We start from the raw sequence: 22,884 nt of genomic DNA on the forward strand, positions 1-22,884 counted from the left end.
TATAGTTAGATTATTTTGTCACTTCTGTTGTGCCTTTACCACACATCAGTTTGCCATTTTGATAAGTTGGTTCCGCTGGTTCAATTGTACCGGGAGAATCAGCTTTGCACAAGATTGTGGATGATGTTATCATTGCATTTTTAGGAGCATTGGGAGCGGCAGGAACTAGAAAAACACCGCCCACATAACTTTTTGCTTTTTTTTGCTTGGATACTCCATAATTAAAAGCAGCTTGCTTTGTCACACGAAGTGAATATTTGTAGTTGGTGGTTTCTGTTTTAAGTCCAAGTCCTAAAGCTTCAATGGAAGTGGAAAAAGCATTTTTTTCTGCATAATAAGCTTGCTGACCTTTGTTCAGCGAACTAACATACTGTTTGCCTTCCGACTGCTTAGCCTTACTTGCCATACTCAGAACAGACGGAAGAGCGATCGCACCCATTACTCCAATGCACATCAAAAGCACTAAACATCCACAACCATCAACTGAAATTATAGCTGGCTTAGAATTTTCTTGACGCATGGTATTGTCTCCTTTTTGTTTGTAGTAAGGACTTTAGTCCTTAAATAGTGAATTAAATGCCGATTCTAACTCGCGATCGGCTGTCATTATCCGCCCTAAAATTCGATTATTCTGTTACTTCTGTCGTGCCTTTGCCGCAAGCAGTTTTACCATTTTGATAAGTGGGTTCTGCTGGTTAAATTGAACCGAGATAATCAGCTTTGCACAATATGGCTATTGTCTTGAGTTCATCTTTGGCAGCATTTGGTTCAACTTCTTTAGCAGGAACTACAAAGACACCGCCCACATAACTTGTACTTTTTGGGTGCTTGGATACTCCATAATTAAATGCTGCTTGCTTGCTGGCGTGAACTGAATAGTTGTAATTTGGGGTTTCAGTTTGAATGCCTGTTCCCAATACTTCAACAGAATTAGCAAAAGTATTTTTTTGAGCGAAATCGGCTTTTTGTTCTCTGTTCATTGAGCTAAGATACTGTTTTTGTTCCGATGGTATCTCCAGAATTTCTTCGTTAATAAATGAGGGGCTAGCTAGCACGCCAATTACTCCGACGTAGATTAAAAACAACAAGCATTCGTAACGATAAAGTGAAAGGCTAGATAACTCAAATTTTTGTTGACTCATGGTAGTTTGCTCTCTGTGTTTCTAGTAAAACCGATAATCCGACAGGGAATGAATTGCGAGTATCCCAAGTTTGTAAGGGCGAAGCATTCCGGCAGATAATTTATTCGTTAGAAGCAGAGGTTTATTGCCGGAATGCTTCGCCCCTACAGATATATTGGCAAAAATGGGATGTTCCTAATATCGCAACTTTTATGCTTCTTTTTGGTCAGGATATGCTGGCTTAGTCGCTTTAGTGCCGATCGCAAAATCGCGCAATTCCACCCTGGTAAACTTGACCCCCCAAGGATCTGTCGTTGTATCCAACTCCTTTACTAAAGCATTATTAATCTCGTGGCGCGCCGCGTAAAGTTCCTCAACAGATAATTTAGCAATGTGAGTGCGAATTGAAACAATCAGCATATTTAACATTGCTTCCTTGAGATTCTGCACTTTGTAACAAGCTTTTTCTAAGTTAATGATTCGCCAGTACACGATAAAATAAACAGTAATAGAAATTCGATCGCGCGTGGTGCATTGTTGCGATGGCAATCTTAAAATTTGCTCGCGCAGAGTTTCTTTATAGGCGACTTGCTCGACAAAAGGAATCAGAAATGTTATACCAGGTTCTAGTTTTTTGCGATCGTACTTTCCAAAAATTTCAACTAACGCCTCATCTCCTTGACGGACGATTTTCACGCTGCTGGCTAAAGATACTCCGGTGATTGCAAACAACACCATCAAAAAATACTGATACATAGTGAATCTCCTAAACAGTTGACAGTTGACAGTTGACAGTTGACAGTTGACAGTTGACTCCGTAAGCCTTATTTACTCCTTTTATTTCCTAGTCCGCGCAGGCGGACTTTGTTTGTGTAGCAGCGATTTCAATCGCCGAGTGCTCTGTTGATGCGAATGAATCTGTCAGGTATCACAATCAAGGTGTTTCCTTCGCGACGCAAAACGTATACTTTTTGTCTGGGTGCGATTACTTGGTTATCTTCATTGCGAGCTTTCCACGAAGCACCTTCATAAATCACCATTCCGATTTCTCCCGATAAAATTTCGGAGATAGTTGTTGCTTCCGTTGCTTCGGGAATCACAAACTTTTTGCGAACAATGAAAATCGGTCTAATCCAGATATTCAGAGCGAGGGCTATCCCCATCCAGTAGGATATCTGCCAGTCAAAATCTTCATACATTACGTTGGCCCAACTGAACTGAAATGCGACTGATCCTCTCCACAAAATAAAGGATGAAATTAGAGCAGCAACTCCCATCATCAGCAGGTAAAACCTGTATTTGTGGGGCTGAGTTTTTTGGATAAAAAAATCGATCGCACTTAGCACAACTCCCAGCACAAACCAAAACATCGGCGGTGTGAAAGCGAAAGTTGGTTGAGCGGTGGCTGACGCCAGCGACCAAATTAGGATAGAATGCACAATGCTTTTACCTCGTTGTGATGGGATTCAACCTTGTTATTTCTAATCTAATCAGGCCGCTATTTGAGTTGGTGAGTGAGTTATTTGAGAATTCATCGACTTGTCATCGACTTGTCATCGATTTTGGGGACATTTAGCAGTCAATTTAAGGTCAAACGCGCATTGAGGCAGGGGTTTAAACCCCTGCCTCATAGCTAAAGTCGGTTGAAACCGACTATCAATTTTAGATTTTAGATTTTAGATTTTAGATTGGAAATTATTGATTTTAGATGGGATATTTGAGAGTTAAAATTGAGGATTAAAAGGTTTATTTAATTAGCTCTTCAGTCCTCTTTGAGAGGACTTTCGCTATGAGACAGGGAATTTATTCCCTGTCGGACTGTCGGACTTACAAACGATATCGGTAAAGTTATTTATTGAATGGCAAACCTGTGGATTATGCCAATTTAATCGCAATTACTAAATCAGGTTTGCACTGAAAATTCCTGTGGGTCGATTCCCCAATTAGCCCAGCGAATCGCTTCCCTCGCGGATCGCATATCAGGTGGTACCCGCAAGGCATGAATGAATTTCGTGCTAGGACAAGTCATTTTTAGCAAATAAAATGGCTGTCTATCTCCATTATCAATCATTTTGTCTATTTTTAACAGAGTGTATTCAGCCCATGAATCTAATTCAGTAGCTTGCAATTCTTCGCAGATACGTGCATAGCCAATCTCCTGGATTAACAATCGACGAAATTCCGAGTTTGTCTCTTGTAAAATCCATTGGGATTGCCACTCTTGGGGATGAACTACCCCATATTTTTCAGGTAATGTTACGCCGTGATACGAGTACAATCCCCATCCATCAGGAAACTGGATGGCGGGTTTTCCTTCTGCGTGGAGGCGATCTTGACTGTCAAAAGAAAGTTTGAGCGGGCGATCGCAAACAATACAAGTTTTTTCACAAGAATAAATCCAGCCGCAACTCACGATCAGTTGTTGGAATATTTCCCATTTTTCTCGATCGTAAGGATAATTTAAAACAGAAAAGCCAAAATCTAGGAAAGCTGCGTCACCAGCCCATACTTGAGGTCGAGTCCACATACAAAATTTTTGATATACTATGAAATTTTTACAACCATTCATAACATCGAAAAAACTAACACCGCCCCAACAAGTATAACTGCCATCTTCTCCGATCGATCGGGATTGTCGATCGAGTTGTTCTATCAGAGAGCGCGGTACTGAATTTTCAAAATGACTTTCTCGTGGTTTTTGAAGTGATTCTAGTGGTTTTTTAAGTGATTGGACTAAATCGAAAAACAGTTCGTCCATTCGTGGGCGCAACTTAAACAAGCGCTTCCCTAATTCGTAGCTTTCCAATTGATTCTCAGGTATTTTTGTCAACGGGAGTTCTGCGATCGATCGGAGTCTATTACCATAATAGTTTTGCCAGTAGCATGAAAGACTTTTCCAAACTACACAAGGACTACTAAAAAACTCAACTTCAGGCTCTGGTTTACCATTGGCAATGTAAGCTGCTTTGATGGCTGATTCGGCTTTGGCGCGATCGATCCGCTCTGTTGAAAGGGCGATTTGTCGCCACTTGTCGCGATAAACAGGAATCAAAGCTTCTTGCTCAGGAGTTAATTTTTTCATCTTCGTTGGCGACATATCTCTTCCAGGTTCATCTTGTCGCAATTTAAATATAACTCAATTATAGAGTTTTGCGATTATTGGCGTAAAATAGGCTTTTCAGTCCTCTTTGAGAGGACTTTCGCTATGAGACAGGGAATTCATTCCCTGTCGGACTATCGGACTTACAAACGATATCGGTACAGCATTTGATGTTAAATCGATTTAAGATTTGAGATTGGGAATTAAGGCTGTTATGTCGATCGCTTCCTATTTACTTTGGTTTTGATTGATTTTATTAAGAGCTTCCTTGACTCTAATCGTGTTTTTTTAAAGAGTTTAACATTAAGATATATTGCCTGATATAAACAAGTATATTCTAGCACAGAAAATCTGAAATCTGTATTCCCTAAAGTAGCTTTATAAAAATCAGCTTTTCGTAAGATAGCTCCTCTAAAAGTAGTAGCTTGCCAGATCCATGTTCCTTGATAGGGTAGGCTTTCAACAACATAATGCGTCGCAACAGAAACCCAAATAATTAGTGGATACAGTATCATAAACAGCAGAACAAAGCCAAGTATTAATCTAGTTATAAAATAAAAACTAGAACCAATTATTTGTGGCACTAAAAATATAGTAAAATAGCAACATAAAATACCGATCCAGTTTTTGGAAAGCCATGTTGGTAAAAAAAACAGAAAAAGTAGTGAAGACATTCCAATTACAAAAGGTCCAAGGAATACCAGGCCACCTGTATCAGAATTACGTAATTCGGTTGATGCCCTAATAAAAGCACTATTAAAACTAAGGCAGTAAAAAATAGATAGACGCATTGCTAAAAAAGCAACAGTTAACTGAAAAATGGTTCGGATAAATGATACTGTAAAAGTTGTGCCAGCTTGAGCATAAGTAAAATTCGCTCCTGTTAAATTAGCATTAACAAAACTAGCGCCTCGAATATCGGCATAACTCAAATTAATATGAGACAGTTCCTGACCATCAAAATTCTCACCTCTGAGGTTTTCTCTGCTAAAGTTTCTTCTACCTTGTTGATACAGATGAATTAATTCCGATGCTTTCATTTCGATCGCTTCCTATTTACTTACGTGGTTGAAATATTGTGAGAGTTGATTAGTTAGATTATCTGGTCACTTCTGTGTTGTACCTTTACCGCAAATAACCTCGCCATTTTGATAAATTGGTTCCGCTGGCTCATCCGGCTCATCTGCTTGTTTAACTCTAAAGAAAGGGCGCTTTTCAGTTTCGCAAAGTATGGTTATAGTCATCATTTCATCTCGACGGCCGTTTGGATCTAATTTTTGAGCAGGAACTAAAAAAACACCGCCGACATAATTCTTAAGAGTCTTATTCTTGGAAACTGCATAATTAAATGCTGCTGTTTGAGTGGCACGAGTTGAATATTTGTAGTCGTTTGTTTCTGTTTTAATGCCAAGTCCTAAAGCCGCAATTGAATTGCCAAGAACACTATTTTCTGCCAAATAAGCTAGCTGACCTTTGTTCATTGAACCAACAAACTGTTTGCCTTCCACCTGCTTAGAATTAGTTACCATACTTGCAGATAACCCTAGCAATATCTCAACTTGCTTATCCCTAATTCCAAAAGAAAAAAATAATGGCATGACAAACAGGGTGAAAAATGCAATCAATCCAATGTACGCAAGCAATAAGCATCCACCAACCTTGAGTAAACCGCTAAAAACCTGGAGTAAAATGCTATTTGACTTAGACTTTTGTTGACGCATGGTATTTTTTCCTCTATGTTTACGATCGCAATTTTATCTGGGCGGGTGAGTTGTGAGAATGAATAGATCGATCGCACTTAGCACAACTCCCAGCAACAACAGCGGCGGTGTGAAGGCGAAACTTGGTAGATCGGTAGCTGACGCCAGCGACCAAATTAGGATAGAATGCACAATGCTTTTACCTCGTTTTGATGCGATCCAACCTTGATATTTCTCATCTAATCAGGCCGCTATTTGAGTTGGTGAGTGACTTATTTGAAAATTCATCGACTTTTCATCGACTTTTTATCGACTTTAGGGACAATAGGCATTTATGATGGTTTCAGTGTCTCGATCGTTATAAGCAATGCCTCGATCGCTCAGGCTGCATCTCCAGTACATTCCCACAGTTAAATCGTCTCTGCTGAGAAATGGCTTTCCCAGTCAGAAAATCTTGGCTGAGGATTTAGGGATAGCCCAATCTACTGTCAGTCATTTCCTGAATGGCAAACCTGTGGATTATGCTAATTTCATCGAAATTTGTCGCGGCTTGGGCCAGGAATGGCGCGATATAGCCGATTTTGAGACTCAGTGCGAATCGGTAGAAACACAGTCGATCGCAGCCAAAATAGCCAAAATTGCGATCCTCTTCGTTGATCAGCCTCCCGTAGGGGCGGGCAACGCTTACGCGCGATCGAACCCAAACCACACCCTGATTCAACAATTGCACCAAGCTTTGACTTTTGCTAGCCACGAAGTCTTTTTAGTTAACAACAGCAGCAAAGATAACTCATATTTAAAGCTTTGCGATTATTTGCTGTTACCGATATCCGCAGAATATGCCGCTAGCGAAATGATATTAGAACAAGTACAGCTAGCCCAAGAATTGCACAGTTTCACTAATAAAAAACCAGCGATATTACCAATTTGCATTGAATTAAATGCACCATTTTCTTTTGATTTATTGCATTGTTTAGCAGGAGTCCAGTCTTGGCATTGGCGGTGTGCGGCCGACTCATCAAAGTTAATTTCTGAAATTTTAACCGTAGTTAAAGAAGGTCGCACATCCTTAAATGCAGACCATGAATTAGCTGTCAATTTGAGCGAAATTCCTAGCACAAAAAATTCGATAATTCAACCCATACCAGCAGCAGCGCCAGAATTGCCGGGAGGACAAGTAGATTTAGTTTCTCGCTTTTATGTCGATCGCCCTCCGATCGAATCCCGGTGTTACGAGGCGATCGCCCAACCGGGAGCCCTGATCCGCATCAAAGCACCCAGACAGATGGGCAAAACTTCCTTAATGGCGCGGATTTTGCATCATGCAGAAGCGCAAGGTTCTCGCACGGTAGCGCTGAGTTTTCAGCTAGCCAATCGGAGAATATTCGCGAATTCAGATACATTTTTGCAGTGGTTTTGTGCTAGCGTCGGTCAAGAGTTGGGAATGCTAGATCAGTTGCCGAAGTGTTGGGAATTAGCAGATTTGATTGGCAGCAATCAGTGCTGTAAGGCTTACTTTGAACAGTATTTGCTGTCGGAATCCTCACCACCTCTGACATTGGGTTTAGATGAGAGCGATCGCCTATTTGAATCCCCGGAAATTGCCGATGACTTTTTTGGGCTGTTGCGCGCTTTGCACGAAGAAGCAAAACGGCGAGATATTTGGAAAAAGTTTCGTCTAATTGTGGTACATTCCACGGAAGTTTATATTCCGTTGGATGTGAATAAATCGCCGTTTAATGTCGGATTGCCGATTGAATTGTCGGAGTTTAGTTCGCAGCAAGTGCAAGAGTTAGCAGCGCGACACGGACTGAATTGGAATGCGATAGAAGTTGAGGAATTGATGGCATTAGTGGGAGGACATCCCTATTTAGTGCGGCTGGCTATGTATCGGATTGTCTGTCAAGATGTGACTTTAAATAATTTGGTGAAATCGGCGACAACGGAGGCAGGAATTTACAGCGATCATTTGCGGCGGCATTTGTGGAATTTAGAAAAATATCCAGAATTGATCGAGGCGATGAGAGAGGTTGTGATTGTCTCAAATCCCGTTAGATTGAAGTTAGAATTAGGGTTTAAATTAAATAGTATGGGATTGGTGAAACTGGAGGGGAATTATTGCAGTGCGAGATGCAGTTTGTATGAGGAGTATTTTCGCGATCGCCTAGAATGCAAATAATCATGATTTAGCCGATCGCCAAATCCACACTAACCACAAATTCGGGAAAAGCCAGCGGCGCAACTTCGTCGCCCCGCCAAAACCTCAGCATTAAACTGTAACCGTTAACCGTTGGTTGGCGGTATACTTCCAAGCAATTTTCCTGTAAATTGACGATCCATACTTCCTGAATTTGCGATCGGGCATAAATAGGAAGTTTCACATCTCTGTCATAATCTATTGAAGTGTCAGCTACTTCTATTAATAGTAAAACTTCCGATGGTAGGGGATGGGCGGTTGAATAGTAATCGGCGCGAGGTTGTAACAATACTATATCAGGTTGCGGCTCAGTGCGATCGCTCAACTGGACGGGGTTCTGCACGTCAAAAGTAGCCAAATTTTCGGGAATTTGGCTGCACAGTCTGGCTAAGCGCCTCACAGAGGAAGCATGACGAGTTCCAATAGCGGCCATTTCAACAAGTTCTCCTTCTATCAATTCTACGCGATCGCGATCGGAAAGAATCCCAGCTTTACCCATCTGATGGTATTCTTCTACTGTGAAAAGTCTTTTGAGCAACTGCACAGCCATAACTTACCGTTCCTCTAATCATTTCTTCAATTATAGTCAGTCGCACCATTAAATACCACTAATTTCTAAAGTCGATGAGAAGTCGATGAGAAGTCGATGAGAACTCACTCATGTTCTCAAATAGCCTGGTGATTTAATAGAGATAGAGTAGAAGCAAGGCACAATATGCGAGGTTTACAAACCTCACCGCACTCAAATGAGGCATTTACCTAAAACCTAAATATGCTCGCGCATCTCCTCTAATTGTGACTTGCTTGGAAACTACTCTGCTAACTCATTTGGAGAACAATCATGTTGCTTAAAATAAATCCTCGACTCGATCAACTCAAGAAACAAGCAAAATTTTCACAAACAAACATTACTCGCAACAAAAAAAACGATGGGGGATTCACTTTAGTAGAACTCACTATTATACTCATGATAATTACAATCCTTTCTGCGATCGCCCTCCCTGAATTCGCCCGTTGTAGGCCGTATAAAGCTATGCAGTCAGAAGCTAAGCAATATGTTAGCTCAATTAACCGCGCCCAACAAGCTTATTTTGGGGAAAAAGGTGCATTTTCTAATTCCATTAATCCTTTGGCTATCGGCATTAAAACTGAGACAACCAATTATAACTATTCAGCCATAGCTACCAAAAATGCTGCGTTTAGTTATGGGGTATCCCGTAGCAATAATATTCGTAGTTATGTCGGGGCTGTATTTTTACTACCTGTTTCCCCAGCTAACAACGACAAGACTACTGTAGGCATTCTGTGTGAAGCAAATTCTCCTGGGAAGATCCAACTGCCTAATCCTATCCTTCAGAATAATGTTCCTGTCTGCGCTGCTGGTAGTAGTGAAGTGACTAAGTAAATATCGACATTACCGAGAAGCTCATGTTACCAGAAATTGTCAAAGGCTTCATCATCTTAGCCTGCATCTTCATTCCCCTAGAAAGAATCTTTTCCTTGCACAAGCAAAAGATATTTCGTCTCGGATGGGCAACCGATGCCACCTATTTTTTTACAGGTCACTTTATTGGCAGATTTGGTGCCATTGTTGTGACACTAACTTGGTCACTGATGACGAATTTTCTCAACTCAGAATTGCAAAGCAAAGTAGCTTCTCAACCTATTTGGTTGCAGTTTGCAGAAGCAGTTATCGTTTCAGATATGGCATATTATATCGCTCACCGTCTGCTCCATGAAGTACCCTGGCTTTGGCAATTTCATGCAGTCCATCACAGCATTGAACACATGGACTGGTTGGCAGCAGTGCGGGTGCATCCCTGCGAGCAACTCTTTACTCAGATTTGCAAAATTATGCCTCTTGTCTGGTTGGGATTTAGCAAAGAAACTTTTGTGGTTTATGCTCTTTATTCGGCGGCGATCGCCTTTTTGATTCATGCTAATATTACTCTCAGATTTGGCGTTTTAAAATGGTTTGTGGCTACCCCACAATTTCATCAATGGCATCACAGTAAAATCCCGGAAATTTACAACAAAAACTTTGCTGTTCAGTTGCCACTGTTAGATTTACTATTTGGCACTCTGTATATGCCAGCAGGGAAAAGACCCCGAAAATATGGTGTCTCAGATCGCATACCTGTTGGCTATCTCGGACAATTACTCTATCCGTTTTTTGGAAACATTAAAATGGTAAATAACCAATTAAAACAAGGCATGAGTCGCTATTTTCGCCCTTTGCCTGTAACGCTTGGTGCGATATTAGTTGCGGTTAGTTCTCTGAGTGCAGTTTCCTTAATTAATCACATGGATATTCCTACTTTTATTGCCAGTTTGAATTCCCAAAAAGTAACTGTTGCCGAATTGCAGCAGGGTAAGTTGAAACCTGTGATTTTGATTGACGTGCGATCGCCCGAAGAGTACGCAGAAGATCGCATCGGTGAAAGTCCGCTGGTTCCCCTAACTGACATTGAAGTGGGATTCGGTGTCAAGCAAGTGCAAGATATTGCTCGATCGACCGTCAATTCCGATCGCACCCAGCCAACTATTGTACTTTATTGCGCGCGGGGCGGGCGATCGGTTAAAGCTTACCAAAAATTGCAAAAAATAGGCTTTAATTTAGCTTTTCTATCGGGAGGAATCGCTGCGTGGCGGGAAGCTGTGCCTGCTAAACAGGACTCTGAAGTATTAGCGCCAATTATGCGATCGTCAAAAGAGACTGTCAGAAGTAATTAGTTGGTTAAAAAAAGAGCAGAGAAAAAGGGGGAGTCAAAAATATCTATCAATAGAAAGGTGTAGCCTGCTGAATGATTCGGTATCTTGAAAATAAGCAGCCCGAATATTCAGCAATCTGCAAAGGTTGGCTGTAGTAGCAGGCTCCACAATAATCTGAGTTAGCATAATTTGATTCCATGCAAAACACCCTAGAGATACTTTCTTCTTCTGAGTCGCCGAGTCTTACCAAAAATCAACCGGCACTCCCAAATTATGAAGCAGCCGATCGCCAATTTGTCAATCTGCTAGAGGTAGATGATTTAGACAAGACGGTGGCGGCAAAACCTTTACTCGTCAGCGATTTTGAAAGCGCGATCGCCTTTGCACTTCAAGCAGCTTACCAACAGGAACCGGGCGACGAGGCCGCGCACCGTTTCTTGCAGCGCGTGCTTTACCGCATCAACCGCCTCAACTTTTTTTGGTACGACGATTTGCGCCGCTACAACAACGAGCGATCGCACTATTTGCGAGGAGTGCGCGATCGCATCGAATCACCCTGGCAGCAATGGGAAAGCGCCCAAATCGACGTTGCAGCGCTGCAAAACATCGAGGATGTCAAGCAAGCCCTGCGCGATCGCGCGGCCGCCGATGTCGATCCAGAGCTAACTGAAATCGATCGCTACCTGCGGGAACAGATGACTGAAGGGGGATACAAGCACTTGCTGGCGATCGCCTCCTTCGACGGTTTAGTGGAAGCCAGCCGCGTTTCTCGCATCATCGGCGGTGCCGGCAACGAAATTCAGTCAACGCTGACGCGGGTGCTGATCGAAGAATACGGCGGCGGTCGCTTAGCTCGCAAGCACTCGACCTATTTTGCCCAAATGCTGGCAGAATTCGGGATGAGTACGGAACCGGAAGCCTACTTCGATTTAGTGCCTTGGCAAGTGCTCGCCAGCATCAACCACAACTTCTTGCTTACCGAACGCAAGCGCCATTTTCTGCGCTACAACGGCGGACTCACCTATTTTGAGGTGGCGGGGCCCGTTGCTTACCGCAATTATCTAGCCGCGGCGCAGCGTCTGGGCCTCTCGCAGGCTGCGATGGGTTATTGGGAATTGCACATCCGCGAAGACGAACGTCACGGGCGCTGGATGCTTGATGAGGTGGCGCTACCGCTGGTTGACAAATACCCGCAGGAAGCGTGGGAATTGGTGTTGGGGTACGATCAGGAGAAGTCGATCGGCGATCGGGCTGGGTTGGCTGTAGTGCGATCGATCCAAACCGCAGAACAAAATTAACCGCTATGCGCGGGTGCGTCAGTCTGTGGCACACCCGCACCCAGGCTAGATATTAAAAAGCAGTCAATAACTGAATTAGCTCGATCGACAAGTCTCTTTGCGACTTTTGCTGCTTCTGAAACAAAACTCCAGCCAGCAGATAGATATTTTCCGAATAAAAAGCCATTCCCTGTTTTCGGAGATTGGCGATCGCGCTTTTCACCTTGGGCTCCGAACTGTAATAGCCAAAATTTAAAGGTGCAATCTCAAAATTCGCCACCGAGTAGCCTAGATCCAAGGCATAATCTATCAAACCCACAGGATTAGAATAGCTAGAAACCATCAGCAAAACTCGATCGCAGTCCAAAGATAAAAGTTTCTTAGCAATTGTCGAACCATCAGTCCCGCCGTGCAACAGCGGCTGATAAATCTTGTCATCCACCGCAGGCAAATAAGGCGGATTTGAGATAACACAATCTGCCGACTGATATAAAAGCGAATCAAAAAAAGAGCAATTGTTGACCGTATATTTTTCGCTGATTTGATATTGCTTAATTTTAGATTGAGCAATTTTCCAAGCTACATTATTTAACTCAAATCCTTGTATTGTCCCGTTAAAATCTGTTCTCAGCAAAGACTTAATAACTGGACTTCCTTCACCAGAACCAAACTCTACGATCAGTCGAGAATGATCGCTGGCATTTAACACTAAACTTTCCAAGCAGTGCGAGTAAAAATCGGATTCTTCCGGGCAGTGGAATACCTGTTTGAGAGGATTGGATGAAGTGAGCATAAATTCTGTAACAAGGTTTACTATTTTTAAAATATCTAAAAAGTAATAGTGCAGCCATCTGTCGCAAGAGCTATTTAATCAACTTTGATAGCAGTTCTATCTAAAGATGAGGAATATATCTCAATACGGTTCACTTAACATATTTATGCCCCGGAGATCCCCCTCGCATCCCCCTTAAGAAGGGGGACTTTGAGAGCATTCTTGTCCCCACCTTGGGAAGGGGGGTTAGGGGGGATCTGTCTTAAGTGAACCGTATTGGAATATATCTCTCCCTCATCTTTCGTTCGATTCCCCCATTTAAAATCTCTACTCAAAAAATGAAAAATCTATAGCAGTTCGAGCCAAAGATGAGGTATTGAGCGATCGAGTTCTCAATCCCTCAATTCTTCAATCTCAAATCGAAAAATGGAAAATCTCTTCCTGTTTGAGTTGGTGCGATTGTAAAATTATTACTTTCGAGCGATCGTAAAATTAATAATATTCATCCTATTGATAGATGGCAATTCTCTAGCAATCCGTTCATAAATTTAAATAAGTGGTTCCCAGTTCGAGCGAAAGGAAACCATGCAAGCGAGGAAGAGCCTCAGCACACGACTAGATCCGCTCTTCCTCGCCTGTGGGTTCTGCTTTCCCTCGAACTGGTAACGAGCATTCCTACAAATCCTGCGAGGATTGCTATAGTGATTAACAGGTTTTATATAAAATTTATTGTGAGCCGATAGTCCCATTTTCTTGCTCTTGCTTTATCAGCAAAATTTGGGTAATTTCCCTGCTCAAACAGGCCTTAATCTGACTTGGACTTTTTCACCTGCGAATTCAAAAAATACGTCAGTGAAGCGATTACTAAAGCGATACTTGCTCCCAAGGGAAGGATGTTATCCGCACCGTTCCACTTAACTACCTGACCGAGATATAATACGCTCAATACGACGACGATCACGCTGGTGAGTTTGCTTTTGAGGTCGTCTATGGTGTGAATTTCTAGCCAGTCTGGTACTTTGATGCGATCGTCAATAAACAGTTCGTAAAGTCCGAGTGCCGTAATATAAAATACTGTGGCTAGCAGAAACAAATCTACAACTTCGACAAAGGACAGAATCAGTGTTTTAGAGTTTTCGCTGGAAATCGGCCCTGTAGTGATAATGTAGCCGATGGTAGCGATCGTTTCCAGGGCACCGTAGATCAAAAGCGTCACAGAGGCTACAAAAGAACCGAGTACAGCAATTATCATTAGATACCGACTTTTGGCAAGAATTCGATGCAGCATAGTTGATGTCCGCTGGGGAAATTTGTGAGAGAAGAACCGCTCTCTGGCATACCTTTGGCTTTACTATATCAAGGTTTTGCCCGATCGCCCGAATAACTTCGGTTGGCTGGGCACCTTGGGCGCGTTGGGTTTGCTCAACTTGCTTCGGAAATACCGTGCAGCGTCCGATCGCGTGAAAGTGCGATCGGACTACCACTAAATTTGTAGGGTGCGTCAGAACCTCGCCTTTTCTCCCCTATGTGAGGCAAAATCTCTGACGCACCCTACCACTTTCCCTAAATTAATCATAATTTTCTCACGGGCGATCGCACTTCAGGGCTGATTTATTCAAACAACACAAAATTAGTCCTCAGCGTCCACAAAAACAGTCACAGCCGCCACAGCGATTAACATTTCATCATTTTTATCATTCAGAGAGGCGATCGCCCTTCCTGGTACAATCATCCCGCCCTGCTCCACAATCAGAGTTTTGCTACCAAAAGGCAGCGCCGCCAAAACTTCGTCGTGACGCACTTGTTCCGGGTAAGGAACAGCCACCTTTACCTCAACAATCATCTGATTCGGATCAGTCAAACCCGCCACTTCCCAGACACCTAGGAGAGCATTATGGGCGATCGCATTCCGTACAGCCCTAGCCGCCGCTACAGTCGGTTCCTGCCCGTGCTGGTCGATACCCATCCCCATTTCAATGATGAAACATTTACGTGCCACAGTTACCCCTTCGTTGATATTTGCTTGCAGTCGTTAGCGAAGCCCCCAAACAGGATCGCACTCTTGCTCAAAACAATCCAATTATCTCCCAACCTGACCGCTATTTATATTATTTTATCGATCGATACAACCACACAACAATCATCCCAGTTTAAACAAATAATGCAACTGTCTGCAAGCGCCAAAGCCCGATAGTCATCAATCAGTCTCAATTTAAAATATAAAATCTAAAATCGTCTAACTTATGGTAGTATAACCCAATTCACGACTCCTCGCGGAAAGCCAAACTCATCTCCAGCTTAAATCATGGATAGTTTTCTACCAATTGCCTACTTTCAAAACCAATTTCTCCCATTTACCGACGCCAACATTTCCATAGCCACCCACGCCCTGCACTACGGAACCGGAGTTTTAGGCGGGTTGCGAGGAATTCCCGACCCCGAAAATGCCGATCGCATCTTACTATTTAGATTAGACCGTCACTGTCAAAGATTAAGTCAAAGTGCCAGCTTCCTCCACTGCGATCTCCCCGCCGACAAAATCCAACAAGTAATCACTGATTTTGTTAAAAAAAATCAGCCCAAAAAATCATTTTACATCCGCCCCTTCATCTACACATCAAGTTTAGGAATAGCCCCCAGACTGCACAACGTAGAAACAGACTTTTTTGTCTATGGATTAGAACTCTCAGACTATTTGCCAAAAGAAGGAGTCAACTGTAGAATTAGCTCTTGGTATCGCCAAGAAGACCGCAGCTTACCCTTAAGAGGTAAAATTAGTGGCGCTTACATCACCTCAGCTTTAGCCAAAACAGAAGCAGTAGAATCCGGCTTCGACGAAGCGATTATGATGAACACCCAGGGAAAAGTCAGCGAAGCTTCAGGAATGAACATATTTGTCGCCAGAAACGGTAAATTAATTACTCCAGGTTTCGACCAAGATATTCTCGAAGGAATCACCAGAGATAGCGTGATGACAATCGCCAAAGACTTAGGAATTGAAGTCATAGAAAGACCAGTTGACAAATCAGAACTATTGATTGCAGACGAGATTTTCCTATGCGGAACCGCCGCCAAAATCACCCCAATTAACCGAATAGAAAACTATCAACTGCCCAAAAACCGACCCATCACCGAAAAACTCTTGCACAAAATCACAGGGATTATGGAAAATCGCGATAGTAAGTACAAAGAGTGGGTATTTGCGATCGATCTGAATTAAGCTGTTCTGCCTTTAAATCGTATATCAAGAAATAATCAAACTCTTGTGGGGTGGGCTTCGACGCTGCCCCGAATATGCAATTTCAATACGCAACAACTTAATTTGTAACTAAAAACAAGTTTTACTCACACAAAGCAGCCGCATGATGGCGAATATGATCCTCCATAAAACTAGCGACAAAATAATAGCTGTGATCGTAACCTTCCTGCATCCTTAAAGTCAGCGGCTGTCCCGCTTTTGCACAAGCATCCGCGAACACATCCGGCAACAATTGCCCCTCAGCAAGATAGGAATCAGCAGTGCCACAGTCAATCAGAATCGGGCGGTTGTATTGCTTTTCCCGAACTAATTCGCTCGCATCCCAAGCCCTCCAACTCTCTCGATCGCCCCCAAGGTAGTGTCCGAATATTTTTTGACCCCAAGGGCAGCGCACGGGCGCGCAAATAGGCGCAAACGCGGAAACTGAAAGATAGCGATCGGCATTTTTTAACGCACAAATTAAAGCCCCATGTCCGCCCATCGAATGACCAAAAATTCCCTGTTTTTCCCGTATTGTTGGGAAATTTTCAGCGATTAAATTTGGTAATTCATCAACCACATAACTGTACATTCGATAATGAGAATTCCAAGGTGAGGCTGTCGCATCCACATAAAAACCCGCGCCACTTCCCAAATCCCAATTGTCGGCCTCCCCAGGAATGCCAGTATCGCGCGGGCTAGTGTCTGGTGCAACTAACATTAACCCGTATTTTGCCGCAAATTGCTGCGCCCCTGCTTTTGCCATAAAGTTCTCTTCCGTGCAGGTTAAACCTGATAGAAAGTACAGGATTGGTACGGGTTGTGATTCGGCTTGTGGCGGCTGATAAACAGTGAATTTCATCTCGCTGTTGCAGGCTGAGGATTGATGGCTGTAAAATCCTAGTTTGCCGCCAAAACTTTTATATTGTTTTTCCAGTTTGAGGGATTTAGAGAGCATATTAATTCTCTTTCATTTCTGAATTAGATTTTTTTTACCGCAGAGAGCGCAGAGAGCGCAGAGGAAGAGAGAAGAGAGCAAGATTTTTGTTCAAAATGTCAAAACTGTGCGAATTGACTTGCCTTGGTGCATCAAATCAAAGGCTTGATTAATTTGCTCGATCGGCATTACTTGAGTTATCAAGCTATCAATATCAATTTTACCATCCATGTACCAATCAACAATTTTTGGAACATCAGTTCTGCCCTTCGCCCCGCCAAAAGCCGAGCCTTTCCAAACCCTACCAGTTACTAGCTGAAATGGGCGGGTACTAATTTCTTGACCTGCTCCCGCTACTCCAATAATCACGCTGACTCCCCAACCTTTGTGACAGCATTCCAAAGCTTGCCGCATCACATTAATGTTGCCGATACATTCAAAAGTGTAATCAGCTCCGCCTTTGGTTAAGTCTACCAAATAAGGCACTAAATCGCCTTCGACTTCGCGGGGATTGACAAAGTGAGTCATGCCGAATTTTTCCGCCATTTTTCGCTTGTCTGGATTCAAATCTACGCCGATAATCATGTTAGCTCCCACCATGCGAGCCGCTTGAATTACATTCAAACCAATGCTACCCAAACCGAAAACTATGACATTAGAACCTGGTTCAACTTTCGCCGTATTGATGACAGCACCGATTCCCGTCGTGACGCCGCAGCCGATTAAACAAACTTTATCAAAAGGAGCATCATCGCGAATTTTTGCTACGGCAATTTCTGGCAATACTGTATAATTGGCAAAGGTAGAAGTTCCCATGTAATGGAAAATTTTTTCACCGTCAATTGAAAACCTGCTCGTGCCGTCGGGCATCACTCCTTGTCCTTGAGTGAGGCGAATTGCTTGACAGAGATTCGTTTTGCCGCTCAAACAATATTCGCAGTTGCGGCATTCGGGAGTGTAAAGTGGAATTACCCGATCGCCCTTTTTGACACTCGTTACTCCCGCTCCAACATCTGCGACAATCCCGGCTCCCTCGTGGCCTAAGATAGCAGGAAACAAACCTTCGGGATCAGCGCCGGAAAGAGTGTAAGCATCGGTGTGACAAACACCCGTCGCTTTAATTTCCACCAGCACCTCACCAGCCCGCGGCCCATCCAGATCAACCGTCTCAATAGTCAAAGGTTTGCCGGCACTGCGAGCAACTGCTGCTTTTACTTTCATGCTTTTTCCCCGTGCGATTCATTTGTCAACTGACCAGTCAATATGTATTGTATTACTTAATCACAAAATTGCACCAACTCTATGACAAAATTAATTGTAATTACCGGAGTCAGTCGCGGTCTAGGTCTCGCCATGACCGAAAAATTTATAGAATTGGGACATACAGTTCTCGGATGCGCCCGTTCTTCCGAAGCCGTTGAACAACTCAACCAAAAATATAGTGCACCCCACCATTTTACTTGTTTGGATGTCGCCAGCGACGAGCAAGTCAAAACTTGGGCAACAGAAATTATCGCCAAAAAACAGACTCCCGACTTGCTGATTAACAATGCAGCTTTAGTCAACAATCCCGCGCCGCTTTGGTTAGTCAGCAGCGAAGAATTTTCGCAGCTAATAGATGTTAATATTAAAGGTACTGCTAATGTGATTCGCCACTTTGTCCCGGCAATGATTGCGAGAAAAAGTGGCATAATTGTCAACATTAGTTCCGGTTGGGGAAGGTCAACTTCGCCGGAAGTCGCGCCCTATTGCGCTTCCAAATGGGCGATCGAAGGACTGACGCGATCGCTAGCCCAAGAACTCCCGCGAGGGATGGCCGCAATTCCGTTAAATCCCGGCATAATTCACACCGATATGCTGGACATTTGTTTCGGAGAAGAAGCAGCAAATTACACGCCAATCAAAGCGTGGGTGGAAAAAGCAGTGCCTTTTTTGCTGAAATTGAAACCTTCAGATAATGGCGTGCCAATGACAGTTCCAGGATAATAATAGACTGCTTACACTCACGCCGAAATCATCTAAAAATTATCTGTGTTAATCCGTGTTAATCTGCTTGACATTTGCGGTTCACCTATCAATTAAAAACTCATGCAAGAAGGATCATAAAATAGTAAAATAAGATTCCTGTCAGATCCAACGCCAGAAATTTCTCCCCAAATAACCACTGTGAACTTGCCGCTAACCTCGCCCTCGCAAACCGAAACCCGCAAAGCAGACCACCTCAGGATCTGCCTCGAAGAAGATGTACAATTTCGCGAAACTACCAGCGGACTAGAAAACTACCGTTTTGCTCACTGTTGTTTGCCAGAACTCGATCGCACCCAAATCGATTTAACCTCCACATTCCTCGGCAAAAAACTAGCCGTACCCCTGCTAATTTCGTCAATGACAGGCGGCACCGAACTAGCCCAGACAATCAACTATCGCCTCGCCGATGTCGCTCAAACATACAAACTGGCAATGGGAGTCGGTTCCCAGCGATGCGCTGTCGAAAACCCTCAACTAGCTCCTACATTTGCCGTGCGGCGCCGCGCTCCCGATATTCTGCTATTTGCTAATATCGGAGCGGTTCAATTAAACTATAATTACGGTTTGGAAGAATGCCAAAAAATCGTTGATATTCTCGAAGCAGATGCCCTTATTTTACACTTAAATCCGCTGCAAGAGTGCGTTCAAACTGAAGGTGATACTAACTTTAAAGGACTCCTAGATAAAATAGCCAAATTGTGCGCTAAATTACCAGTACCGGTGATTGCGAAAGAAGTCGGTAACGGTATTTCTGGAAAAATGGCACAGAAATTGCTCGCGGCTGGAGTAAGCGCGATCGACATTGCCGGCGCCGGAGGCACTTCTTGGGCGAAAATAGAAGGACAGCGAGCCACAGACGACAAGCAGCGCAGGTTGGGCGCAACCTTTGCCGACTGGGGAATACCCACAGCCGAGTGCATTGTCAGCACCCGCGCCGTAGCGCCGGATGTTCCCCTGATTGCCTCTGGAGGCTTGCAAAACGGCTTGGATGCAGCAAAAGCGATCGCCCTGGGCGCCGATGTGGCGGGACTGGCGCGGCCGTTTCTGCAAGCCGCAGCGGAATCGGAATCAGCCGCAGCCCAGCTAGCTGAGGTTTTAATTGCAGAAATCGCTACCGTGATGTTCTGTACTGGCTGCGCTAACTTGGATGAGTTACAACATTCTGGGGTTTTGGAAAGGTTAAGATAGAAAGATGTCAGTGGGCAGTGGGCAGTGGGCAGTCGTTAGTTGTTAGTAGTTACTGATTATTGGGAGAGATTCAAAAATAACAAATAACAACGGCCAATCACCAAATGTTAATTACCAAATGTTAATTATCAACGGTCAACTGCTAATTACTAACTATCAACTTTCAACTGTCAACTGTCAACTATCAACTGTCAATTATCAACTATCAACTATCAACTATCTAAATGAAAGATTTCCTAAAATATACTTGTGCAAGTTTGCTCGGAACCTTCCTCGGACTGTTGCTGCTGGGCGGCGTTGGATTGGGAGGACTGGTACTGTTAATTACTGTCGCGGCATCGTCATCTAAAGATTCAGGCCCGCAAGTTAAAGATAAGTCTGTATTGGTATTAGACCTTTCTTTAAATATCACGGACAGCAAACCGAGTCGCAGCACTAGCGCGGCGATTCAAGAAGCGCTTTCGGACGAGTCCGGCGATGCTGTGACGCTGCGGACTGTTTTAAATGCGATCGAATCTGCGAAAAAAGACCCGAAAATCGTCGGTATGTATCTCGAAGGCAGTTCGGATGCCAGCAGCAGCGGGTTTGCTAATCTCAAAGAAGTTCGATCGGCCTTACAGGGTTTCCGAGATGCCAAAAAACCCATTATTGCTTACGAAATGGACTGGAGCGAGCGAGATTATTACCTCGGTTCAGTTGCAAATACAATTGCAGTCAATCCTTACGGATCTGTAGAAATCAACGGTTTTAGCAGTCAGGCAATGTTTTGGACTGGTGCTTTGGAAAAATACGGCGTGGGAGTGCAAGTGACTCGCGTCGGCAAATACAAGTCAGCCGTTGAACCATTTTTGCTCAAAAAAATGAGTCCAGAAAATCGCCAGCAAACTCAAAAATTGCTCGGAGATATTTGGGGAGAATACCTAAAAACTGTCGGGCCAAGTCGCAAATTGACCGTTCCGCAACTGCAAGCAGTGGCAGATAATGGCGGAACTTTGATGGCTGATGAAGCTCTCAAAGGCAAGTTAGTTGATAAAGTTGTATACTTTGACGAAATTGCCACCGAACTTAAAAAACTGACAGGAACTGATGCAGAAAATAAATCTTTCAAACAGATAAGTTTGAAAAATTACGCGAGAATTGCTGAGAATAAAAACTCAACTCGCGCTAACAAGAAAAATCAGATTGCTGTACTTTACGCTGAAGGAGAGATTGTAGACGGGGAAGGCGGCCCGACTCAAGTAGGAGGCGATCGCATCGCTCAAGAAATGCGGAAAATCCGCGAAGATGACGACGTAAAAGCAGTAGTTTTGCGCGTTAACAGCCCCGGAGGCAGCGCGACGGCGGCGGAAGTCATCGGGCGCGAAGTCGCGCTGACGGGCAAAAAAAAGCCAGTTATCGTGTCGATGGGCAACTTAGCAGCTTCCGGCGGCTATTGGATTTCGATGGGTTCTAGCAAAATCTTTGCCGAAGCGAGTACGATTACTGGTTCCATCGGCGTTTTTGGAATGCTGTTCAATGCCGAAAAATTGGCTGCTAACAACGGCATAACTTGGGATGTGGTGAAAACCGCCCGCTTTGCCGATACTAACACGGTTTCCCGCCCGAAAAATCCTCAAGAATTGGCAAATATTCAGAAAATAGTCGATCGCATTTACGATCGATTTGTTACTAAAGTCGCCGACTCCCGCAAACTGCCGAAAAACAAGGTGCAAGAAATTGCTCAAGGCAGAGTCTGGTCTGGTACGGCAGCGAAACAGTTGGGTTTAGTCGATGAAATTGGCGGGCTAGAAGATGCTGTTAGAGAAGCGGCGAAGCAAGCTAAACTCGGCGACGATTGGCAGTTGGAAGAATATCCAAAACGCCGCAGTTTCGAGGAGCAAATTTTGGAAAGAATTTCCGGCGTTCATGTGTTAAAACCAGCCACCAAACTCGACCCGCTGACGGCAGAAGTTAAGAAAATGCAGGATGAATTGGCTGTTGTCAAGTCGATGAACGACCCGCAAGGAGTTTACGTTCGCTTACCTTTCAACTTGCGGATTGATTAACCTTACTCTTCAACCCGCGCACCATCCGGGTTTTGTTTGTGTAGTCGCGGTTTCAACCGCCGAGTCCGATCTTCAACCCGCGCACCATCCGGGTTTTGTTTGTGTAGTCGCGGTTTCAACCGCCGAGTTTCAACTGAAAAACTGAAAAACTGAAAAACTGAAAAACTGAAAAACCCGGTTTCTTCAAGAAACCGGGTTTATGAATACCCTAAAAGTCGATCGACTGGGAATTGGCAATATTTATTATGCTGCACGCTGAGTCAACAATCCCCAGATGAAAAGTACCACGATCGCGCCGATGACTGCAAAAGCTATGCTGGGTAGAGTTAATGCTCCGAAGGATGCCCCCGCGCTAGTCCCCACAAAGACTTGACCTAGATAACCTCCCACTAGCGCACCCACAATTCCTAAACCTGTTGTTGCCAGGAAGCCACCGCCTTGAGTTCCCGGATAAATGGCTTTGGCGATCGCACCGGCAATCAGTCCTAAAACGATCCAAGCAATAATTCCCATTTCTCTTTCTCCTGAGTGCTTAACTTTTGTCTGCCTTGTCTTATGTTCTAAGAATA

23 protein-coding genes are annotated in these 22,884 nt (G+C 43.8%); 9 read left to right on the plus strand and 14 right to left on the minus strand.

Annotated features, from left to right (window positions below; all coding sequences use genetic code 11):
* Positions 1-10: 10 nt before the first annotated feature.
* From QUB52_RS04055 to QUB52_RS04085, 7 genes are all read right to left on the minus strand, one after another.
* Positions 11-520, minus strand: a complete 510-nt coding sequence (locus tag QUB52_RS04055) for a type IV pilin-like G/H family protein (protein WP_265237153.1) — start codon at positions 518-520, stop codon at positions 11-13.
* 175 nt (positions 521-695) lie between these two features.
* Positions 696-1,142 carry a type IV pilin-like G/H family protein gene (locus QUB52_RS04060; RefSeq protein WP_332972475.1) on the minus strand — a complete coding sequence of 149 codons (447 nt, stop codon included), beginning with the start codon at positions 1,140-1,142 and terminating at the stop codon, positions 696-698.
* Between the two features lie 189 nt (positions 1,143-1,331).
* On the minus strand, positions 1,332-1,877 hold the full coding sequence (locus QUB52_RS04065) for an SPFH domain-containing protein (protein WP_332972476.1): 546 nt from the start codon (positions 1,875-1,877) through the stop codon (positions 1,332-1,334).
* Positions 1,878-2,005: 128 nt separating this feature from the next.
* A complete protein-coding gene (locus QUB52_RS04070; RefSeq protein ID WP_332972477.1) occupies positions 2,006-2,560 on the minus strand; it encodes an NfeD family protein in 555 nt (184 codons plus the stop codon).
* A gap of 464 nt (positions 2,561-3,024) precedes the next feature.
* Complete coding sequence (locus tag QUB52_RS04075; protein WP_332972478.1) at positions 3,025-4,218, minus strand: DUF6745 domain-containing protein; 1,194 nt, start codon at positions 4,216-4,218, stop codon at positions 3,025-3,027.
* 215 nt (positions 4,219-4,433) lie between these two features.
* Positions 4,434-5,261, minus strand: coding sequence for a pentapeptide repeat-containing protein (locus QUB52_RS04080; RefSeq protein ID WP_332972479.1), 828 nt, complete (start codon positions 5,259-5,261; stop codon positions 4,434-4,436).
* A 66-nt stretch (positions 5,262-5,327) separates the two neighbouring features.
* Positions 5,328-5,942, minus strand: a complete 615-nt coding sequence (locus tag QUB52_RS04085; RefSeq protein ID WP_332972480.1) for a type IV pilin-like G/H family protein — start codon at positions 5,940-5,942, stop codon at positions 5,328-5,330.
* Between the two features lie 58 nt (positions 5,943-6,000).
* Between QUB52_RS04085 and QUB52_RS04090 the strand changes: the two genes are divergently transcribed.
* Both QUB52_RS04090 and QUB52_RS04095 read left to right on the plus strand, forming a co-directional pair.
* Positions 6,001-6,150 (plus strand): hypothetical protein, encoded by a 150-nt coding sequence (locus tag QUB52_RS04090; protein WP_332972481.1) that lies wholly within the window; start codon positions 6,001-6,003, stop codon positions 6,148-6,150.
* A gap of 138 nt (positions 6,151-6,288) precedes the next feature.
* Positions 6,289-8,100, plus strand: coding sequence for an AAA-like domain-containing protein (locus tag QUB52_RS04095; RefSeq protein ID WP_332972482.1), 1,812 nt, complete (start codon positions 6,289-6,291; stop codon positions 8,098-8,100).
* Positions 8,101-8,107: 7 nt separating this feature from the next.
* Here the strand turns inward: QUB52_RS04095 and QUB52_RS04100 are convergent, their stop codons facing one another.
* Positions 8,108-8,668: a Uma2 family endonuclease gene (locus tag QUB52_RS04100; RefSeq protein ID WP_332972483.1), complete on the minus strand. Its 561-nt coding sequence runs from the start codon at positions 8,666-8,668 to the stop codon at positions 8,108-8,110.
* 291 nt (positions 8,669-8,959) lie between these two features.
* On the opposite strand from QUB52_RS04100, the gene QUB52_RS04105 reads away from it, so the two are divergent.
* The 3 genes from QUB52_RS04105 (at position 8,960) to QUB52_RS04115 (ending at position 12,128) form a co-directional block, all read left to right on the plus strand.
* Positions 8,960-9,523: a type IV pilin-like G/H family protein gene (locus QUB52_RS04105; RefSeq protein WP_265237165.1), complete on the plus strand. Its 564-nt coding sequence runs from the start codon at positions 8,960-8,962 to the stop codon at positions 9,521-9,523.
* 23 nt (positions 9,524-9,546) lie between these two features.
* Entirely contained in the window at positions 9,547-10,851 is a 1,305-nt protein-coding gene (locus QUB52_RS04110; protein ID WP_332972484.1) for a sterol desaturase family protein, read from the plus strand.
* Positions 10,852-11,027: 176 nt separating this feature from the next.
* On the plus strand, positions 11,028-12,128 hold the full coding sequence (locus QUB52_RS04115; RefSeq protein ID WP_332972485.1) for an iron-containing redox enzyme family protein: 1,101 nt from the start codon (positions 11,028-11,030) through the stop codon (positions 12,126-12,128).
* 52 nt (positions 12,129-12,180) lie between these two features.
* Here the strand turns inward: QUB52_RS04115 and QUB52_RS04120 are convergent, their stop codons facing one another.
* From QUB52_RS04120 to QUB52_RS04130, 3 genes are all read right to left on the minus strand, one after another.
* A complete protein-coding gene (locus tag QUB52_RS04120; protein ID WP_332972486.1) occupies positions 12,181-12,900 on the minus strand; it encodes a methyltransferase in 720 nt (239 codons plus the stop codon).
* Between the two features lie 784 nt (positions 12,901-13,684).
* Positions 13,685-14,167: a YqhA family protein gene (locus QUB52_RS04125; protein WP_332972487.1), complete on the minus strand. Its 483-nt coding sequence runs from the start codon at positions 14,165-14,167 to the stop codon at positions 13,685-13,687.
* A gap of 342 nt (positions 14,168-14,509) precedes the next feature.
* On the minus strand, positions 14,510-14,878 hold the full coding sequence (locus QUB52_RS04130) for a Lin0512 family protein (protein WP_265237172.1): 369 nt from the start codon (positions 14,876-14,878) through the stop codon (positions 14,510-14,512).
* Between the two features lie 306 nt (positions 14,879-15,184).
* On the opposite strand from QUB52_RS04130, the gene QUB52_RS04135 reads away from it, so the two are divergent.
* Positions 15,185-16,099 carry a branched-chain amino acid transaminase gene (locus QUB52_RS04135; RefSeq protein WP_265237174.1) on the plus strand — a complete coding sequence of 305 codons (915 nt, stop codon included), beginning with the start codon at positions 15,185-15,187 and terminating at the stop codon, positions 16,097-16,099.
* Positions 16,100-16,220: 121 nt separating this feature from the next.
* Here QUB52_RS04135 and fghA read toward each other — a convergent pair whose 3' ends face one another.
* Both fghA and QUB52_RS04145 read right to left on the minus strand, forming a co-directional pair.
* Positions 16,221-17,075 (minus strand): S-formylglutathione hydrolase, encoded by an 855-nt coding sequence (fghA, locus tag QUB52_RS04140; RefSeq protein ID WP_332972488.1) that lies wholly within the window; start codon positions 17,073-17,075, stop codon positions 16,221-16,223.
* Between the two features lie 90 nt (positions 17,076-17,165).
* Complete coding sequence (locus tag QUB52_RS04145) at positions 17,166-18,275, minus strand: S-(hydroxymethyl)glutathione dehydrogenase/class III alcohol dehydrogenase (protein ID WP_332972489.1); 1,110 nt, start codon at positions 18,273-18,275, stop codon at positions 17,166-17,168.
* An 81-nt stretch (positions 18,276-18,356) separates the two neighbouring features.
* On the opposite strand from QUB52_RS04145, the gene QUB52_RS04150 reads away from it, so the two are divergent.
* The 3 genes from QUB52_RS04150 to sppA all read left to right on the plus strand — a co-directional run bounded on the left by QUB52_RS04150 (position 18,357) and on the right by sppA (position 22,315).
* A complete protein-coding gene (locus tag QUB52_RS04150) occupies positions 18,357-19,040 on the plus strand; it encodes an SDR family oxidoreductase (protein ID WP_265237180.1) in 684 nt (227 codons plus the stop codon).
* A 180-nt stretch (positions 19,041-19,220) separates the two neighbouring features.
* The gene (gene fni / locus QUB52_RS04155; RefSeq protein WP_332972490.1) at positions 19,221-20,270 is read left to right on the plus strand and encodes a type 2 isopentenyl-diphosphate Delta-isomerase; all 1,050 of its coding nucleotides are present in this window, start codon (positions 19,221-19,223) and stop codon (positions 20,268-20,270) included.
* A gap of 224 nt (positions 20,271-20,494) precedes the next feature.
* Positions 20,495-22,315 carry a signal peptide peptidase SppA gene (gene sppA / locus QUB52_RS04160; RefSeq protein ID WP_332972491.1) on the plus strand — a complete coding sequence of 607 codons (1,821 nt, stop codon included), beginning with the start codon at positions 20,495-20,497 and terminating at the stop codon, positions 22,313-22,315.
* Positions 22,316-22,558: 243 nt separating this feature from the next.
* Here sppA and QUB52_RS04165 read toward each other — a convergent pair whose 3' ends face one another.
* Positions 22,559-22,828, minus strand: a complete 270-nt coding sequence (locus QUB52_RS04165; RefSeq protein WP_265237186.1) for a GlsB/YeaQ/YmgE family stress response membrane protein — start codon at positions 22,826-22,828, stop codon at positions 22,559-22,561.
* Positions 22,829-22,884 lie beyond the last annotated feature (56 nt).

The organism is Microcoleus sp. A6-C6 (assembly GCF_036705955.1).
Taxonomy (GTDB): Bacteria; Cyanobacteriota; Cyanobacteriia; order Cyanobacteriales; family Microcoleaceae; genus Microcoleus.

Bases quoted from the DNA above. Each gene is read 5' to 3' on its own strand.
- QUB52_RS04055 (WP_265237153.1), bottom strand. From the start codon at position 520: ATGCGTCAAGAAAATTCTAAGCCAGCTATAATTTCAGTTGATGGTTGT.
- QUB52_RS04060 (WP_332972475.1), bottom strand. From the start codon at position 1,142: ATGAGTCAACAAAAATTTGAGTTATCTAGCCTTTCACTTTATCGTTAC.
- QUB52_RS04065 (WP_332972476.1), bottom strand. From the start codon at position 1,877: ATGTATCAGTATTTTTTGATGGTGTTGTTTGCAATCACCGGAGTATCT.
- QUB52_RS04075 (WP_332972478.1), bottom strand. From the start codon at position 4,218: ATGTCGCCAACGAAGATGAAAAAATTAACTCCTGAGCAAGAAGCTTTG.
- QUB52_RS04080 (WP_332972479.1), bottom strand. From the start codon at position 5,261: ATGAAAGCATCGGAATTAATTCATCTGTATCAACAAGGTAGAAGAAAC.
- QUB52_RS04085 (WP_332972480.1), bottom strand. From the start codon at position 5,942: ATGCGTCAACAAAAGTCTAAGTCAAATAGCATTTTACTCCAGGTTTTT.
- QUB52_RS04090 (WP_332972481.1), top strand. From the start codon at position 6,001: ATGAATAGATCGATCGCACTTAGCACAACTCCCAGCAACAACAGCGGC.
- QUB52_RS04095 (WP_332972482.1), top strand. From the start codon at position 6,289: ATGCCTCGATCGCTCAGGCTGCATCTCCAGTACATTCCCACAGTTAAA.
- QUB52_RS04100 (WP_332972483.1), bottom strand. From the start codon at position 8,668: ATGGCTGTGCAGTTGCTCAAAAGACTTTTCACAGTAGAAGAATACCAT.
- QUB52_RS04105 (WP_265237165.1), top strand. From the start codon at position 8,960: ATGTTGCTTAAAATAAATCCTCGACTCGATCAACTCAAGAAACAAGCA.
- QUB52_RS04110 (WP_332972484.1), top strand. From the start codon at position 9,547: ATGTTACCAGAAATTGTCAAAGGCTTCATCATCTTAGCCTGCATCTTC.
- QUB52_RS04115 (WP_332972485.1), top strand. From the start codon at position 11,028: ATGCAAAACACCCTAGAGATACTTTCTTCTTCTGAGTCGCCGAGTCTT.
- QUB52_RS04120 (WP_332972486.1), bottom strand. From the start codon at position 12,900: ATGCTCACTTCATCCAATCCTCTCAAACAGGTATTCCACTGCCCGGAA.
- QUB52_RS04125 (WP_332972487.1), bottom strand. From the start codon at position 14,167: ATGCTGCATCGAATTCTTGCCAAAAGTCGGTATCTAATGATAATTGCT.
- QUB52_RS04135 (WP_265237174.1), top strand. From the start codon at position 15,185: ATGGATAGTTTTCTACCAATTGCCTACTTTCAAAACCAATTTCTCCCA.
- fghA (WP_332972488.1), bottom strand. From the start codon at position 17,075: ATGCTCTCTAAATCCCTCAAACTGGAAAAACAATATAAAAGTTTTGGC.
- QUB52_RS04145 (WP_332972489.1), bottom strand. From the start codon at position 18,275: ATGAAAGTAAAAGCAGCAGTTGCTCGCAGTGCCGGCAAACCTTTGACT.
- QUB52_RS04150 (WP_265237180.1), top strand. From the start codon at position 18,357: ATGACAAAATTAATTGTAATTACCGGAGTCAGTCGCGGTCTAGGTCTC.
- sppA (WP_332972491.1), top strand. From the start codon at position 20,495: ATGAAAGATTTCCTAAAATATACTTGTGCAAGTTTGCTCGGAACCTTC.
- QUB52_RS04165 (WP_265237186.1), bottom strand. From the start codon at position 22,828: ATGGGAATTATTGCTTGGATCGTTTTAGGACTGATTGCCGGTGCGATC.